Annotated in this window: 17 protein-coding genes; 8 read left to right on the top strand and 9 right to left on the bottom strand. The window is 39.1% G+C overall.

What is annotated here, in order from left to right; translation table 11 throughout:
• Positions 1 to 15 precede the first annotated feature (15 nt).
• The 3 genes from nrdR to glnK all read right to left on the bottom strand — a co-directional run bounded on the left by nrdR (position 16) and on the right by glnK (position 2,428).
• A complete protein-coding gene (gene nrdR / locus ABFY81_RS18105; protein ID WP_004699275.1) occupies positions 16 to 474 on the bottom strand; it encodes a transcriptional regulator NrdR in 459 nt (152 codons plus the stop codon).
• Between the two features lie 160 nt (positions 475 to 634).
• Positions 635 to 2,032: an ammonium transporter gene (locus ABFY81_RS18100; protein WP_100192221.1), complete on the bottom strand. Its 1,398-nt coding sequence runs from the start codon at positions 2,030 to 2,032 to the stop codon at positions 635 to 637.
• A 57-nt stretch (positions 2,033 to 2,089) separates the two neighbouring features.
• Positions 2,090 to 2,428, bottom strand: a complete 339-nt coding sequence (gene glnK / locus ABFY81_RS18095; protein WP_000780326.1) for a P-II family nitrogen regulator — start codon at positions 2,426 to 2,428, stop codon at positions 2,090 to 2,092.
• A gap of 278 nt (positions 2,429 to 2,706) precedes the next feature.
• On the opposite strand from glnK, the gene ABFY81_RS18090 reads away from it, so the two are divergent.
• The 4 genes from ABFY81_RS18090 (at position 2,707) to ABFY81_RS18075 (ending at position 6,648) form a co-directional block, all read left to right on the top strand.
• Positions 2,707 to 2,934: an accessory factor UbiK family protein gene (locus ABFY81_RS18090; RefSeq protein ID WP_002048939.1), complete on the top strand. Its 228-nt coding sequence runs from the start codon at positions 2,707 to 2,709 to the stop codon at positions 2,932 to 2,934.
• A 65-nt stretch (positions 2,935 to 2,999) separates the two neighbouring features.
• A complete protein-coding gene (locus tag ABFY81_RS18085) occupies positions 3,000 to 4,487 on the top strand; it encodes a YifB family Mg chelatase-like AAA ATPase (RefSeq protein WP_347914337.1) in 1,488 nt (495 codons plus the stop codon).
• A 101-nt stretch (positions 4,488 to 4,588) separates the two neighbouring features.
• Complete coding sequence (locus tag ABFY81_RS18080; protein ID WP_347914336.1) at positions 4,589 to 5,134, top strand: NADPH-dependent FMN reductase; 546 nt, start codon at positions 4,589 to 4,591, stop codon at positions 5,132 to 5,134.
• Positions 5,135 to 5,292: 158 nt separating this feature from the next.
• Positions 5,293 to 6,648: a hypothetical protein gene (locus ABFY81_RS18075; RefSeq protein ID WP_347914335.1), complete on the top strand. Its 1,356-nt coding sequence runs from the start codon at positions 5,293 to 5,295 to the stop codon at positions 6,646 to 6,648.
• Between the two features lie 307 nt (positions 6,649 to 6,955).
• Here ABFY81_RS18075 and ABFY81_RS18070 read toward each other — a convergent pair whose 3' ends face one another.
• Positions 6,956 to 8,386, bottom strand: a complete 1,431-nt coding sequence (locus ABFY81_RS18070; RefSeq protein ID WP_347914334.1) for a PLP-dependent aminotransferase family protein — start codon at positions 8,384 to 8,386, stop codon at positions 6,956 to 6,958.
• A 111-nt stretch (positions 8,387 to 8,497) separates the two neighbouring features.
• Here ABFY81_RS18070 and ABFY81_RS18065 point away from each other — a divergent pair, with 111 nt between their 5' ends.
• Positions 8,498 to 9,274: an aldolase gene (locus ABFY81_RS18065; protein WP_347914333.1), complete on the top strand. Its 777-nt coding sequence runs from the start codon at positions 8,498 to 8,500 to the stop codon at positions 9,272 to 9,274.
• Positions 9,275 to 9,289: 15 nt separating this feature from the next.
• Complete coding sequence (locus tag ABFY81_RS18060) at positions 9,290 to 10,168, top strand: dihydrodipicolinate synthase family protein (RefSeq protein WP_347914332.1); 879 nt, start codon at positions 9,290 to 9,292, stop codon at positions 10,166 to 10,168.
• A gap of 42 nt (positions 10,169 to 10,210) precedes the next feature.
• On the opposite strand, the gene ABFY81_RS18055 is transcribed toward ABFY81_RS18060, so the two are convergent.
• Both ABFY81_RS18055 and ABFY81_RS18050 read right to left on the bottom strand, forming a co-directional pair.
• Positions 10,211 to 11,035, bottom strand: coding sequence for a TorF family putative porin (locus tag ABFY81_RS18055; RefSeq protein WP_004699283.1), 825 nt, complete (start codon positions 11,033 to 11,035; stop codon positions 10,211 to 10,213).
• Positions 11,036 to 11,091: 56 nt separating this feature from the next.
• Positions 11,092 to 11,262: a hypothetical protein gene (locus ABFY81_RS18050; RefSeq protein WP_347914331.1), complete on the bottom strand. Its 171-nt coding sequence runs from the start codon at positions 11,260 to 11,262 to the stop codon at positions 11,092 to 11,094.
• A gap of 734 nt (positions 11,263 to 11,996) precedes the next feature.
• On the opposite strand from ABFY81_RS18050, the gene ABFY81_RS18045 reads away from it, so the two are divergent.
• Entirely contained in the window at positions 11,997 to 13,313 is a 1,317-nt protein-coding gene (locus ABFY81_RS18045) for an OprD family outer membrane porin (RefSeq protein WP_347914330.1), read from the top strand.
• A 107-nt stretch (positions 13,314 to 13,420) separates the two neighbouring features.
• Here ABFY81_RS18045 and ppa read toward each other — a convergent pair whose 3' ends face one another.
• A complete protein-coding gene (gene ppa, locus ABFY81_RS18040) occupies positions 13,421 to 13,945 on the bottom strand; it encodes an inorganic diphosphatase (RefSeq protein WP_002121243.1) in 525 nt (174 codons plus the stop codon).
• Positions 13,946 to 14,072: 127 nt separating this feature from the next.
• Entirely contained in the window at positions 14,073 to 14,471 is a 399-nt protein-coding gene (locus ABFY81_RS18035) for an MAPEG family protein (RefSeq protein WP_004699287.1), read from the bottom strand.
• Positions 14,472 to 14,577: 106 nt separating this feature from the next.
• Between ABFY81_RS18035 and ABFY81_RS18030 the strand changes: the two genes are divergently transcribed.
• Positions 14,578 to 14,961, top strand: a complete 384-nt coding sequence (locus tag ABFY81_RS18030) for a hypothetical protein (RefSeq protein ID WP_288420919.1) — start codon at positions 14,578 to 14,580, stop codon at positions 14,959 to 14,961.
• A 42-nt stretch (positions 14,962 to 15,003) separates the two neighbouring features.
• On the opposite strand, the gene ABFY81_RS18025 is transcribed toward ABFY81_RS18030, so the two are convergent.
• Positions 15,004 to 16,683: a long-chain-fatty-acid--CoA ligase gene (locus ABFY81_RS18025; RefSeq protein WP_004699291.1), complete on the bottom strand. Its 1,680-nt coding sequence runs from the start codon at positions 16,681 to 16,683 to the stop codon at positions 15,004 to 15,006.
• Between the last annotated feature and the right edge of the window lie 188 nt (positions 16,684 to 16,871).

Genomic DNA, 16,871 nt, shown 5'->3' with positions numbered 1-16,871 from the left:
ATACATCTCAAATGATTATTGCTCACGTTGTTGCATTTGCTCAATTTGACGACGAAATGCTTCAACATCCTGAAAGTCCTGATAAACCGAAGCAAAACGAACATAGGCAACGTGATCAAGTGCAAATAAAGATTGCATGACAATTTCACCAATTGTTCTAGACTTAACATCACGCTCACCTAAACGGCGAATCTGCAATTGAATATCGCTTAGAACCGTTTCGATCTGCTCTTGTGTCACTGGACGCTTTTGTAAAGCATGCATAAGCGAACGGCGTAGCTTCGCTTCATCGAACGGTTCATTTTTTCCATTCGATTTGATCACACGGGGCATCACCACTTCATAGCTTTCAAAAGTGGTAAAACGTTCACCGCAAACTACACACTCACGACGTCGACGAATCTGACAACCTTCTGCGGCTAGCCGAGAATCGATGACTTTACTATCTGCGGCGTTGCAAAATGGACAATGCATAGCGGACTTAATAGGGTCAATTACTTTGACCTAGTGTAGCAAAATTTCTACGCTTACTGAACCAGCATTCTATGAGACAAAAAAACAGCCTTGAGCCAGATCAAAGCATCGCTTTGATCACAGCTCAAGACTGTTTTTAATACAGCAGATATATTATGTATTATTCAATACGTTCGCCATGTTGGCTTAAATCCAGACCCATACGTTCATCATCGGCATTAACACGCAGACCAATCACCACATCAATCACTTTAAGAATAATGAAGGTTACAACACCGCTATAAACCATAGTTGCAAGTACACCTTCAACTTGTACCCACAATTGACCAGCAAATGTTGGAGCTAAAGTCACACTAGCCGCTTTGATGATTTCATCACTGTAGAACACACCAGTTAAAATCGCGCCGACAATACCACCTACTGCATGTAAACCAAAGGCATCCAATGCATCATCTGCTTTAAGTAAGCGTTTAAGTGCTGTAATACCCCAGAAGCAAACAACACCACCGATTAAGCCCATCACTAGAGCTCCGCCTACACCGACGAAACCTGCTGCTGGTGTAATCACAACCAAACCAGCCACAGCACCAGATGCACCACCTAATACAGAAGCTTTACCACGAATCATACGTTCTACAACTAACCAAGAGAACGCAGCAGCAGCGGCAGCAACTTGAGTTACTAAAATTGCCATACTTGCACGAGCACCAGCGCCTAACGCACTACCACCGTTGAAGCCAAACCAACCCACCCAAAGTAAGCTTGCACCGATTACAGTTAAAGTTAGGTTATGCGGTGCCATAGATTCACGGCCAAGGCCAATACGTTTACCAAGCATGTAAGCTGCGACTAAACCTGCAACACCAGAGTTGATATGTACAACTGTACCACCAGCAAAATCTAACGCGCCTGCTTTAAATAACCAACCATCTGTTGCCCACACCCAGTGAGTAATTGGCGCATAAACTACAAGTACCCAAATAGTAATAAAGGCCATGAAAGCTGAATATTTCATACGGTCAGCAATCGAACCACTCAAAATTGCGACAGTAATGATGGCAAAAGTCATTTGGAAAATAACAAACAAGCTTTCAGGAATTGTTCCACTTAGTGCATTAAAGCCTACGCCGTTGAGCATCGCTTTAGACAAGTCACCAAAGTATGCACCTGTGCCAGAGAACGCGAGTGAATAACCAGCAATCACCCAAATTAAACTTACCAAAATTGCAGCAGAAAGGCTGAACATCATGGTGCTTAAGACGTTTTTCTTACGGACCATACCGCCGTAGAACAATGCCAAGCCAGGAATCGTCATCAACAGTACTAAAGCTGTTGAAACTAAAATCCAAGATGTATCGCCTGTATCGAGTTTTGGTGTAGGTGCTGGAGCTGCCGGAGTTGCTGCGGCGGCTGGTGCTGCTGCAGTTGTTGCAGGAGCTGCAGATGTTGATGTTGCTGTAACCTCAGATGTCGGTGTTGTTACAGTCTCTTCTGCCCAAGCGGCAGTACCACCCAAAAGTGCGCCTGTTAGACTCAGCGCCATAAGCATTTTTTTCATTCGTGTCCCCCAACCTCATTTGCGAGCTATTTATTGCTCAGCAAGCTTTGTGCCAATTTAGACAGCATCTGGTCCTGTTTCACCCGTACGGATACGGATGACTTGTTCCAGATTAGTCACAAAAATCTTACCGTCGCCGATTTTCCCAGTACTTGCCACACGAGTAATTGACTCAATTACTGCGTCGACCATTTCATCGCTAATCGCAATTTCGATTTTTACTTTAGGTAAGAAATCAACCACATACTCCGCGCCGCGGTAAAGTTCTGTATGCCCTTTTTGACGACCAAAACCTTTAACTTCAGTTACGGTAATCCCTTGTACACCAATGTCAGAGAGTGCTTCTCGCACATCATCCAATTTAAACGGTTTTACAATTGCAGTTACAAGCTTCATGTTTGTTTCCTTCGGCTTCTTTTCACCAGTAAGGTTTTATGTTCAATTTTCATGCCAATATTTCAAAGGTTGGAGGAGATGAATCTTTTGCATGAGCTTTCTTTATAACCTATTTAGTTATCAAGATGTAGATGAGCTACTAAAAATAAAATGAATTTGCAGTCCTGTTTTTATTTCAATTTATTGTTATGCAATATCGGAAAGCCAAGAAGCCTATATCCGAGCTTCAAGCAGTGTTAAACTGACAAGTAAAGTGAATACAACAGTTTGGATATCTCATGTTAGAAACTCTATTACAGGCCATTTTGGAACAAATTGACGAGCCTAAAAAAGATTTAGAAAAAAATTTACGTGCATTATTAAATGAAACTGTCGAGAAATTAGACCTCGTATCTAAACAAGAAATCGAAAGACAGAAAACCGCCCTGCATTTAGCCAACCAACGTTTAGAAGAGCTACAAAAACAAGTAAGTCTATTAGAAGAAACTTTAAAGAATAAAAAATAAGCACCAACGTAGCGCACTTATACTTTACAACGATTAAAAATGAAGCACCATAATGGAACAATAAGATGTCTTTTTCTAAAATTTATACTCGGGGACTTTTAGGATTGCATGCACCTCTCATAGAAGTAGAGGTGCACGTGAGTCAAGGCTTACCTTCTCTAACGATTGTAGGGCTTGCTGAAGCAGCAGTGAGGGAGAGTAAGGACAGGGTTCGCTCAGCCATTATTAATAGTGGATTTCAGTTTCCGACTAAACGACTGACCATTAATCTTGCTCCCGCAGATTTGCCCAAAGATGGTTCACGTTTAGATTTACCGATTGCATTAGGGATATTAATTGCCTCAGGTCAGCTTCCAGAGAACTGCACTGAAGACTTTGAATTTATTGGAGAGTTAGCACTAGATGGTCATGTAAGACCAGTTTCAGGCGCTTTAACTTTGGCAATGGCATGCCAGCAAGCCCAGCATAAAATTGTTTTACCCCAAGATAATAGTCAGGATATTAGTCATTTACCAAATCTTGAGTGTTATCCGGTGAGTCATTTAAAAGAAGTTTGTGAACACTTTTTAGGAAATACTAAGCTATCTCAGGTGCAATCATCTTCCCGCTCAAATGACATGCCGTATAAATTTGACCTTGCAGATGTAAAAGGTCAGCTACGCCCGCGTCGTGCACTGGAAATTGCAGCCGCTGGAGGGCACTCCTTGCTCTTTAAGGGACCACCGGGTACAGGTAAGACTTTACTCGCCTCACGCCTTCCTTCAATTTTACCGCCACTATCTACTCAAGAAACGCTTGAAGTTGCTAGTATTTATTCTATTTCAAATACGCCACATACTTTTGGACAGCGTCCTTTTCGTGCACCACATCATACTGCATCCGCAATTGCACTAGTTGGGGGCGGCTCACATCCTAAACCGGGTGAAATTACCTTATCTCATTTAGGTGTTCTATTCTTAGATGAATTGCCCGAGTTTGATCGTAAAGTATTAGAAGTTTTACGCCAGCCACTTGAGTCAAAAGAAATTATTATTTCACGAGCAGCGCGGCAAATTACCTATCCTGCCAACTTCCAACTGATTGCAGCCATGAACCCCTGCCCATGTGGTTATGCATTTAATCAAGACAGTCGTTGTCAGTGCTCACCCGAGAGTATTAAACGTTATCAGAACCGTATATCGGGCCCGTTACTTGACCGTATCGATTTGCATATTGATGTGCCACCTTTAAAAGCTCAGGAACTGCAAGACCCAACGCCTGCTGAAGATTCTACAACTGTGCGACAACGTGTGATTTATGCTTATGAACAACAAATACAAAGACAAAATTGTTTAAATCAAGCGCTTTCACCGAAACAACTTGAGCAATATGCTGTCCTTGATAGTACTTCACAGCGAATGATTGAAATGGCACAGCAACGTTTAAATTTATCGGCTCGTGCTTATCATCGTGTTTTACGAGTCGCGCGGACCATTGCCGATTTGGCTCAAAGTGAGATGATTCAAAGTCCTCATCTTACAGAAGCGCTCTCTTATCGAGGCAATCATTCTTAAGGTAAAACAGCGGATCGTGTATCCGCTTTTTTAATATGTATATAAGTTGTTCATTAGAGAATTTGTTAAAGCCTATATAAAAAGGCAAAAAAGAGGACGCTATGAAAATTTTGGCTATCTCGGGTAGTGCAAGAAAAGTATCTACCAATACGGCGCTATTAAAAGCAATGAGGGATATAGCACCGTCCAGTATTGAGTTTACAGTTTTTGATCAAATTAATAATCTGCCTATCTTTTCTCCAGATAATGAAGGAGAAAAAACGCCTACTGTAGTGGAAGATTTCATCAAATCTGTTTCTGATGCAGATGGAATTATTATTTCAAGTCCTGAATATATTCGTTGTATTCCGGGCGGTCTTAAAAATGCAATTGATTGGATGGTTTCCCGTACCGAAATCATAGACAAGCCGATTGTTCTAGTTCATGCATCTAGTCGTGGCGACGATATGCTAGTTTCTTTAAGAAGAGTACTGTCGACAGTGAGTAGCAACTTTTTTGAAGATTTATTTTTACGCTTCTCTCTTCTCAGTAAATCTCCCGAACAAATTTTTGAAATGCTACATATTGAAGAATATAAGTCACAAATCACACCGTTTCTGCTTAGCTTTGTCTCAGAAATTCAAAAGTATAAAGACCAATTAGAGTGAGATGATCCAAAGTCCTCATCTCACAGAAGCACTCTCTTATCGAGGCAATCATTCTTAAAATGAAACAGCAGATGATGAGTCCGCTATTTCTTAATATTTATATAAGTTGTTAACCAAAGAATTTATTACTGCCTATATAAAAAGGCACAGGGGACACTATGAAAACAAATAAGAAACCTTATATCTGGTCTCGGGAGCATTCTCCTGAGCGTCTACGCCTTATCCAAAAAGCTCAAAAGGTATGGAGGGATATTTTCTTTGAGCCTGAACATGTTGGGCATTACATACCAATCCAATATGTACCACGTGAATTAGGATGGAAAAATCGAGAGTTCAAAGCAAAGATTAATGGGGTGAATCTGCATGTTCATCTTGACGTGATTACTGCGAAGTGTTGGTTTGCCAGAACTACTTATAAGCAGGCACTTGAGTTGACCAAATTACGTTTCCCACTTTATGACCAGCATCACTTTGAAGATGGGGATCGCATAGGTGAGCGTCGAATAGTTTTCCACTCAGAACAACACAGCTTAAGTGGTTCTTACTTATGGACATCTATTTGGGAACTATCGAACGAGGAGACATCCTCTTTCACTGAAAGTTGGTTCAGCGAACCCTGTACAAATTGGGGATTATCTGAATCCCAGTTGGATATTAATAAAAGCTATAATCATACCATTGACCCTCAGCATATACGTTTTGTTGTTATTCATGATGTAGATAGCATAACTGATCAGGTACTGGATACTCTTGAACGAGATATCATACAAAATGGACAGCCAGAATTATCTACGCACCCTATTCGTTTTGAGTTTAAAGACATAAAAGATGATTTTACGGAGTTATCTAATCCTGAGTTGGTTATTTTAAATTGGAAAAATGCGCGTGCAAAGCCAACAGAAGTTGATCAGAAGTTATTAAAAGCAGCTTATTCTTGTGATATTGAAGGGATCACACTGGCTTTAGCTAATGGTGCTAATCCCAACATTATTGATGATAATGGCGATACTCCAATGAATAGCCTCATAGATAATTGGCGCAATGGCCATTCACCTCTAGATTCATTTGAATCTATTGAAGAATATAAAGAATGTTATGGAAACAGCAAGCCTAGCCATGAAATATCATTGAATCAAATTCTAGGTGTATTAAGACAATTAATAAATGCTGGTGCCCACCCCGATGTTTTTGCAGGAGATGGTACGCCTACGCTGGTGAACGCTGTTTTGATACATTCACCTCAAATCGTTGAACTCCTTCTCCAACATGGTGCAGATGCTTCTATAGATCCATTTTCTGAGGATTTTGGATCAGGTCCTGCGGCTTGGTTTTATGCAAATACTGATGGTTTTATGCTTGATCAGCGTGGCGCCAGAGAGGCGTATTACATGATGATTCGTTATCGTCATTCCCCATACAATCAGGTCGATGAAGACCAAGACCGTATTGATGCGTATTTACCCGATGCAGAACGATCTTGGCATAGAGAATATCCTGATGAGCAGGAAGGCTAATCAGAAGTTATTAACTATAAATCAACTGATGCAGCTACACGTTATTCTAACGATATTATGAATAGCGCTATACCGATTAATGCTTTCAATGTACAGAAGATTAAGGATTATACAAAAGCTAATCCTGATAATCGATAAATAGCGGAAATACCTCCTTCAACAATGAACGCTTTTTAACCCAACCCGATGTGGTAGGGCGATGGTGATAGGAGGTATATCTTCTGATAATCCTGAGCAAATTCGTAATATCTTGATTTGTCTTTCATAATCCGTTGGTCCACCCAGATTTGAACTGGGGAACAACGGATTATGAGTCCGCTGTTTCTTTAATAACCTTATCCAATGTCTCGATTAGAGAAGTAATTTCTTTCTCTGATAAAGCTGCAAATCCCAAGCGAATACAATAATTAGAAGACCCTATTTGTTTAAACTTATGCTCTGTATCAATGTTAAGTTCTTTTATCTTTATAAGCTGATCTTGAGTAAATGGTTTCTGGAATTTCACCCATAATGCCATTCCCCCCGCGGGTCGTTGTATCTGAACACGCTCTGCAAAAATTCGCTGAAACTCACCTAAGGCATGGTCTCGACGTAGCTGATATATTTTTTTCATTTTGCGAATGTGCCGTTTTATTTCACCTCGCTGCATTAAATCTGCTAAAGCAAGTTCCGTAATGTTATTGCCTTGCCGATCAATCAATAAAATATCTTCAGTAATCGATTGAATGACTGATGAAGATGCCACGATGTAACCCAAACGAATACCCGGTGCAAAAACTTTAGACAATGAACCCACATGAATGACTAATTCAGAATGAGGCAAACTCGCCAAGGGTGGCATAGGCCGACTGTCATAGTGAAATTCGTGGTCATAGTCATCTTCAATAATATAAAAGTCCCGTTTTTTTGAAAGCTCTAAGAGTTGAAGACGACGACTCATTGGCATGGTAACGGTTGTAGGGTACTGATGATGTGGCGTTGTATAAATGGCAGCAACCGAGTGTTCTTTTAAAATTCGTTCTAGATCTTCAATAACAATACCTTGTTCATCTAGTTTGACAGAAACTACTTGAAAGCCATTTGATTGGAATGCTTTAACAGCAGATGGGTAGTAAAGCTCTTCAACGACAATAACACCCTGCCGATTAGGTAATGCCCGAGAGGCAAGAAAAATTCCCATCTGGCTACCACGTACAATACAAATCTCATCTGCGGCAACATTCATAAAGCGTTCCATCGAGAGCATTTGTTGTAAGGCTTGTCTTAGCTCGATCATTCCCCGCGGGTCGCCATAGCCCATGTACTGGTTTTGCGTAATTTTAATCAGTGCATGCCGGTAGGCCCTCGAAAATAATTCGTATGGAATAAGTCGTGGATCTGGCACACCATCGTTATGGGGATAGACAGCAGTGCTTTGAATTAGAGATTTCTCTTGTTCTATTTGCTCAAAGGCTGGCTCTATCTCAATTGAACTTTCAGGCAAAACATCTGCCACAAATGTGCCTTTTCGGGGACGAGTCACCAACCATCCTTGTGCCTCTAGTTCTTCATAAACTGCCTGCACGGTTTTCCGATTAATTCCTAGTTCTTTTGACAAGCTACGAGACCCTGGCAACATAGTCCCCTGCCCTAAACGGCCACTTAAAATTTCCTGACTAATCAAGTTAGTCAGTTTTAGGAAAACCGTTTTTTCTTCTCTTTCATCGATACGAAAATGTACTTGCCAAGGTCTTAGCATATTCGCTCCATCTGGACCATACAACTTATTAAAACTGGATGTATTGATTAATCCAGTTGTTTTCTATTCTGCCCTCACCTACTTAATTTGGTCAACCGGACTGGAGAAGAGATGAAGACGGCTTCTGTAAACAAACAAGAGCTGATGCAACACGCACAGCAAGACATGCAAAAGTGGATAAGCGACTCAGATTTAACTGATCATCAAAAGCTTGCACTCACTTGTCGTATTTTATTTGACCATGGCCATGATGCTGGTTTGGCAGGTCAAATTACATGCCGTAGTGAAAATAAAGAAACCTTTATTACCCAACGTTTCGGTTTAGGTTTTGATGAAATTACTGCTTCAAACTTACTTGAAGTGAACCAAGATTTAGAACCCATCCATCAAGAAGGAATGGCAAACCCAGCCAACCGTTTTCACACATGGATTTATAAAGAACACCCAGAGGTGAACTGCATTATCCATACACATCCTACGCATGTCGCGGCTCTTTCCATGCTTCAAATTCCGCTCATGATTTCTCAAATGGATGTCTGTGCACTTTACGAAGATTGCTCATTTGTAGGCCACTGGCCGGGTGTTCCTGTGGGCAATGAAGAAGGTATTTTGATTTCTTCTGCTCTTGGTAAAAACCGCGCTGTTTTGTTATCTCACCATGGTCAACTGGTTACAGGAAAAACCATTGAAGAAGCCTGCAACTTGGCTCTTTTAATTGAACGCGCAGCTCAACTGCAACTACTAGCCATGTCTGCTGGGCAAATCCAGCCGATCCCACACAATTTAGCCACAGAAGCTCATGACTGGGTATCTACCGATAAACGTAACAAAGTGAACTTTGCTTACTACGCACGTAAAGCTTTGAAAAAACATTCTGACTGTATTTAAAAAGAGATTTCGACCATGAAACTACACGGCATTATTGGCTACCCTGTTACGCCATTTTCTGATGACAACACCATTAACATTTCTGTTTTAAAACAAATGCTGGATTTGCTTATTGAAAATGGCTGCGATGCGATTGCACCTCTAGGCAGTACAGGTGAAAGCGCTTATCTTGAATGGGATGAGTGGTGTTTAGTCGCGAAAACTTCTATTGAAAGCATTAATAAACGCTTGCCCGTCATTATTGGAATTTCAGAACTCACCACTGATCAAGCCATCAAAAAAGCGCAAGTCGCACAAAGCTATGGTGCAGATGCACTTATGATCATTCCTGTATCTTATTGGAAGCTAACAGACCAAGAGATTTTTGAATATTATCAAGCAATTGCTCAAGCGACCACACTACCAATTATGATTTATAACAACCCAGCAACCAGTGGTGTTGATATGTCTCCAGAGTTAATTGTGCGTATGTTTAATAACATTGCAAATATTACGATGGTGAAAGAAAGTAGCGGTGATATTCAGCGCATGCATAAAATTCAGGAACTCTCAAAAGGTGAACTTCCATTTTATAACGGCTGTAACCCTCTAGCTTTAGAAGCTTTATGTGCAGGAGCAAGCGGTTGGTGTACAGCAGCACCGAACTTATTAGGCCAACGACCTCAACAGCTCATTGAATATGTAAAAAATAGTGATTTAAGTCAGGCACAAAAGTCATTTTACCAACAACTTCCTTTACTACGTTTTATTGTAAGTGGTGGTTTACCCAAAACGATTAAAGCAGGCTTAGAACTAAAAGGTGTCTCTGCAGGCTCACCACGAAAACCTTTATCGAAGGCCACGGATGTTGAGCTTAACCAGTTAAAACGATTACTTTCTGAAATAGAAAACTAATGAAAAAAGCGGGTAAATAACCCGCTTTTTTACAGCATAAACTTAGAAAGTTTTAGTTAAACTAAATACTAAGCCAGCGTCGTAAAGTTTTTTCTGAGCATCAGTCATACCAGAAGTACTGACATCAGTACCCACTACGTCTAACTCAGCCAAAACACCTAAAATATTGCGGTTGATACCAACTTTGTAATCGATATAGCTGTCGTCTGTTCCAGGACCACCCGCAACTACAGCTAAAGCTTCTTTATTTTTAAATTTGTTATAGCCAACTGATGCAAGTCCAGTAAATCCAGTGTTTGCAATTGGTGCAGAATAACCAACGTTAAAATACCAGAACTGTTTAGAGTTTGCCCAATAGTCATTTGAATAGTTGACGCCTACACTGAGTGCATCACCTTTAAGTAAAGAATCAGCAAACGTTAATTTACCGTAAACCTCATTAAAATCTAATCCGTTTTTACCATCATAACCCACACCATTACGGTCAAAACTATGACCCGAACCAATGTAACCATAATGAATTACACCAACATCATAAGTGGGTGCAAGCTTATCGGATAACTTTAAAGTATTGGTATAACCCAAAGCCACATCTGTTTCAGTTGAGTTACCTGTCACGCCAAAATCAACACTTGAACCCCAAAGCGATAAATAAGCCCCTGATTTATGAGAAAAAGTGAAACCGCCTTGAATGGCAGGGTTATTTGAAGATTGGGTAACACCACGGAAACGATAGTCTGTAGTCGCTGCTACACTGCCCGTTGTCGTGATGCCGTAAAAAGATGATGGAGCATTTTCAGCCATAACCATGGTTGAACCTGCCGTAAGTACGCCGAATGCTACTGCTTTAAGTGCAAATTTCATCATTTTGATCTCCCCCACAATGAACGCACGATTTAATTGAATTAAACAAATTTTGTTACTTAAGCTTTAGCAATTGCTGTGCCAAGTCCATATTTGATATCGCTGCGCTGCATCAGTTTTGAAATCAAATTCTTTTTAAAATTAAAATATCGCCTAACGCTCATAGAAATATATTTATAAAAAACAATAAAATAAAATAAAATAATTACAAAGCTAAAAATATTCAACATAGAAAACCCCCTTATCGGAAATTATTACCGAGGTTGGAAGTATTCATTTTATGCACGTAAATTTTCTATTTAGATTTAAAGACCAGATATAAAAAGTATGTAAATTATTGGAGGCGATCCTAGTAATGTTCTGTGAGTGAGCATTTTTACTTACTTCATTTCTTTATTTATTTCTGAGTTAAAAGTGGTGAACTATTTTGGGTCTTTTTTAAGCAATAATATAAACAAAAAGAGTACTGCACAGAATTTATGCAAAATATCGCACTAATTTTGATCAGCTTAATTAAATTGTATTGGCTTTTTATAACAATCCACTCTTATACATTGCGCTTTAAAAATAATGTTATATTGTAACAATTTAAAGGATGTTTAAAATGAATCGTCAAAAAAATCAACTTAAAGCAAGGTTAAAAAGCAAACATATCCAGCAAAAAAGAGCAAAAAACGAACACAAGAATCAACTATTTTTTAAAGTTTGAATATAAAATAAATGGTAAAAATCAACTAAAAAATAAATTACTTTTTTTATTTTAAACAATACATTAAGTATAAAACACTATGAGTAAATTTACTAAACATCCAGTACCACATTAATCAATTTCTGCATAGCATATATAAAATAAAATCAACAAAAATATATCTTTTTTATAGATTACTTATACAATTGATGGAAATCCTAGGCCCTGAATTATAACAAGGCTCAGGATTTATCGTTTTTATGAGGTTCTTTAAATATGCTAAATGCACAAAAACTTACATTAGCAGTTCTCATTTCTGCGGCAATAATTTCCTCAGCTCAGGCAAGCGAGCAAAGTGAGGCAAAAGGATTTGTTGAAGATGCGAACGGTTCTATTCTCTTCCGTACAGGTTATCTAACTCGCGACAAAAAACAGGGCGCGAAAGATACTAGCTCATTTGCTCAATCGGCAATTGTAAATCTTGAATCTGGCTTTACCCCTGGTATTGTTGGTTTCGGTATAGGCGTTGTTGGTGACGGCTCATTTAAAATCGGTGAAAATAAAAATGCCGGTAACCAAATGATTCCTAAAAACAATGATGGTTCAGCTTATGACCATTGGGGTCGTGGTGGCGGTAGTGTTAAAGCTCGTTTCTCAAATACGACTGTACGCTACGGTACTCAAGTGCTTGATTTACCAGTTTTAGCAAGTAACACCGGCCGTATGGTTCCTGAATATTTTACAGGTACTTTATTAACAAGCCATGAAATCAAGAATCTTGAGTTAGTTGCTGGTAAATTCACAAAAGACCAAATGTCTAACCAAATTAATACCGATGCTGATGTAAACGGCAATGGGCTTGATCGTGCAATCGTTTGGGGCGGTAAATATAAGTTCAATGATAACTTAAATGCCTCTTACTATGGTTTAGATAGCAAAAATAAACTTGAACGTCATTATGCTAATGTGAACTTTAAACAGCCTTTAACAAATGACAGTTCATTAACTTATGACTTTAGTGGTTATCACACTAAGTTTGATAAAGATGCTATTACTTACTCAGCAACTGGCTTTGTAGCACCAGATTATGCTGATAATGGTAAAGCAGGCGAAGAAAAGACCAACAACATTTGGGCAATTTCAGGAACTTATGCTACTGGTCCACACAGTGTGATGCTTGCTTACCAACAAAACACTGGTAATGTTGGTTATGACTATGGTCAAAACGCTGACGGTTTCCAAAGTATTTATTTACCAAACTCTTATATGTCTGATTTCATTGGTAACCACGAGAAATCTGCACAAATTCAATACAACGTTGATTTCGGTAAATTAGGCGTATTACCTGGTTTGAACTGGACAACTGCATTTGTATACGGTTGGGACATCAAAGTTCGTGATGTAACTGACAATGCTCAAGAGCGCGAATTCTTCAACCAAGTAAAATACACAGTTCAAAGTGGTTTTGCTAAAGATGCAAGTCTTCGTGTCCGTAACTCTTATTACCGTGCAAGTGATTCTTACCAAGGTGCGTACATCGGTGATACAAACGAATGGCGTATCTTCCTTGATATTCCTGTGAAATTATTCTAATTCATAGATCTATCAAGCATAAAAAAACCTACCTCTGGTAACACAGGTAGGTTTTTTATTGAGCCTAGAATATCAATTGAGACACTCTAGGCTCATAAAATCAGAGCTTATTTAGCAGCTTCGATTGCTTTCAATACTTCAGCTTTAGCAACGTCAGCACCTTCCCAACCGCTGATTTTCACCCATTTGCCTGGTTCTAAATCTTTGTAGTGGCTGAAGAAATGCTCAACTTGGCTAATCAACAATGGAGGAAGATCTGTATATTCCTTCACGTCTTTGTAAAGTGGAGATAATTTCTCGTGTGGAACTGCGATCAATTTCGCGTCGATACCACCATCATCTTCCATGTTTAATTTACCAACTGGGCGGCAACGAATTACAGAACCAGCAGCAACAGGGTGTGGAGTTACAACAAGTACGTCTAATGGGTCACCATCTTCAGACAAAGTATTTGGTACATAACCATAGTTTGCTGGATAGAACATTGCTGTACCCATGAAACGGTCTACAAACAATGCATCAGAATCTTTGTCAATTTCATATTTAATTGGCGCTGCATTTGCAGGAATTTCAATGATGACATAGATGTCATTTGGTGCATCTTTACCTGCTGGGATATTGCTGTAACTCATATCAATACTCTTTCGTTATGAAGTCAGATGTAAAATCCACTCGATTATAACGTGGATATCATCAAAATGATGCCGATTATACAATGCGCACACGCGAAAGTTGATATGAATGGTGACAGAATGACACTCAAGTCAGCTTAATTGTCACGATCAATAAAAATATTGGACATAACAATGATAAAAACCAGACAATCGAACGTAAAGTTGCCCAATTACATAAATAACAGATGCCATAAATGACACGTAAAATAATATATGCCCAACCCAATCTCAAAATAAAGTATTCAGGCACCACCATATATTCCGCCATCAAAATAGCTGTTAAAAATAAAGGTAAACTTTCAAAACTGTTTTGTTGTACTGCATTTGCCCGAGCAGCGATACCCTTTGTATTAGCAAGAAAATCTCTTGGGTTCTGATTATCGACGGGTTGAAAACCGCCTTTAAATTTTGCAATTACGGTAAATGCGTATGGCAGCAAACATGCCACTAAAATAATATAGATAATGCTGCTGATGCCGTGCATAGTGCCATCCATCACTGAAAATACTGTTGATCATGCTATCATAACTGATCGTTTTTACCTGAAATTTTATGCAATCGCATGTCATCACTGATTTATAGGGCTATGTATGCAACAACCTGATCAAAAAGAATTGTTTGATGTCTTAGAAAAGCAAAAGAAGAATCAGCTTCAGGTAGACCTCATATTTAAAATTGTATTACCTATCGTCGCTTTTTTACTGAGTGTAATTTGTGCAAATTTAAATTGGCAATCGACACTGGGTACCTTTGTGATTTTAACGATTGCCTTTATTGCTGTAGGTATTAAAAGGCTTACCTTATGGCATTGGCTGATTGTAATTAGCTTATATTGCCTCGCAGATAATTACCTGAGTTATGGTCAGCTTGATTTAACTCACCTACGTTTACAACTTGGTACTATGCTTGTTTTTGTAGGTATGGTTGGAGTCGGCCGCCCTTATGTAGACCGCTGGTTTATGAAAAACCGTTAATAATAAAAAAGCGCCCTATGGCGCTTTTTTATTATTCAAGAATTATGCAGGCTTACGTAAATCTTTACGTAAAATTTTACCTACATTTGATTTTGGTAGTTCATCCATAAACTCAACATAACGCGGACGCTTATAACCTGTTAAGTTTTCTTTAGCAAAGTTCAAAATTTCTTCAGTTGTTAAACTTGGATCTTTTTTCACAATAAAAAGTTTTGGCACTTCACCTGATTTTTCATCTGGAACGCCAATTGCCGCAACTTCCAATACTTTTGGATGTTTAGCAATAACTTCTTCAATTTCACTCGGATAAACGTTAAAGCCAGAAACCAAAATCATATCTTTTTTACGGTCTACAATTTTTGTATATCCACGGCTGTCCATAATACCAATATCACCAGTACGGAAGAAGCCATCGGCTGTCATCACTTTAGCGGTCTCATCTGGACGGTTCCAATATCCTTTCATGACCTGAGGACCACGGATTGAGATTTCACCTTGTTCACCTAAAGGTACTTCTTTTCCATCATCATCCAAAATTGCAACATCGGTTAATGGTAATGGAATACCAATCGTACCGCTAAATTCAGTCGATGTCGGTGGATTCGCAGTTGCTACTGGCGAAGTTTCTGATAAACCATAACCTTCGATAATGGTTGTACCCGTAATTTTCTTCCAAGCTTCTGCTGTAGAAGGTAAAACTGCCATACCACCGCCCATCGCCATTTTTAAATTGCTATGGTCGAGTTGTTTAAACTCTTCATTATTTACTAAAGCATTAAATAATGTATTTACTGCTGGGAAAAATGATGGTTGATATTTGCGCAATTCATTAATTACAGCAGGTAAATCACGAGGGTTTGGAATTAAGATATTTGCCTGTCCTTTGTACATACCGTACATCGCACAAACCATGAATGCAAAAATATGGTAAAGCGGTAATGCACAAACAATACGGTCGCCTTTCGCCCCATCATTTGCACCAAATTTACTTTGGAAAATACCATCACACTGTAAAAGGTTAGCAACCAAATTACGGTGAGTCAGCTCAGCACCCTTTGAAACGCCCGTTGTACCACCCGTATATTGAAGCACGGCTGTATCGCTTAAAGTTAAATTCGGACGTTTGTAATTGCTTGGATTTTCTTTATTTAATGCGCTATTAAATTTAACATGGCCCGGAATGTTCCAAGCTGGAATTTGTTTGCGCACTTTACGCAAAACAAAATTGACTAAAGTACCCTTAAGTGTACCTAACATGTCTCCAACAGAAGCAACTACAACATGCTTGACTGGAGTTTTACCTAAAATACTTTGGTAAACGCTTGCAAAGTTCTCGATAATGACAAGAACTTCAGCACCTGAGTCATTTAACTGATGCTCAAGCTCACGTGCAGTATATAGTGGGTTAACATTCACTAAAATTAAACCAGCACGGAAAACCGCCAAAGCCACTACAGGATACTGCAATACGTTTGGCATCATCACTGCCACGCGAGTTCCTTTTGCTAACCCCAAATTTTGCAAATAGGTCGCGAATTTACGGCTTGCAAGCTCCAACTCGTTAAATGACATGGCTTTATCCATAAAGATAAAGGCATCACGAGAACCAAATTTCTGGAAATTACGCTCAAAAATATCAACAATTGAGGTATTTTCTGCAGGCAATGCTACTGTTTCTGGTATCCCTGTCTTTTGGTATTCTGCAAACCAAATCTTTTCCATAATGCCATTATCTCCGATTCGTAATCCTTAGTAATAACTGTTATTCAATGCCCCAGCTATTCTTTAGCTTCTTGGTGCCAGAACATATTTAAAACTTATTGGCACATTCATGACACTTTCGAACAAGATTATGAGACAGAAGTTTTGACAATTTGTCCCTGTCAAATTTTTTGCATGGAGTACAAATT

The sequence above is a fragment of the Acinetobacter sp. WA-87 genome (assembly GCF_039938935.1).
Classification (GTDB): domain Bacteria; phylum Pseudomonadota; class Gammaproteobacteria; order Pseudomonadales; family Moraxellaceae; genus Acinetobacter; species Acinetobacter seifertii.
The sequence above is the reverse complement of the archived record's forward strand: the minus strand, read 5'-3'. Positions and strand labels throughout refer to the sequence as shown.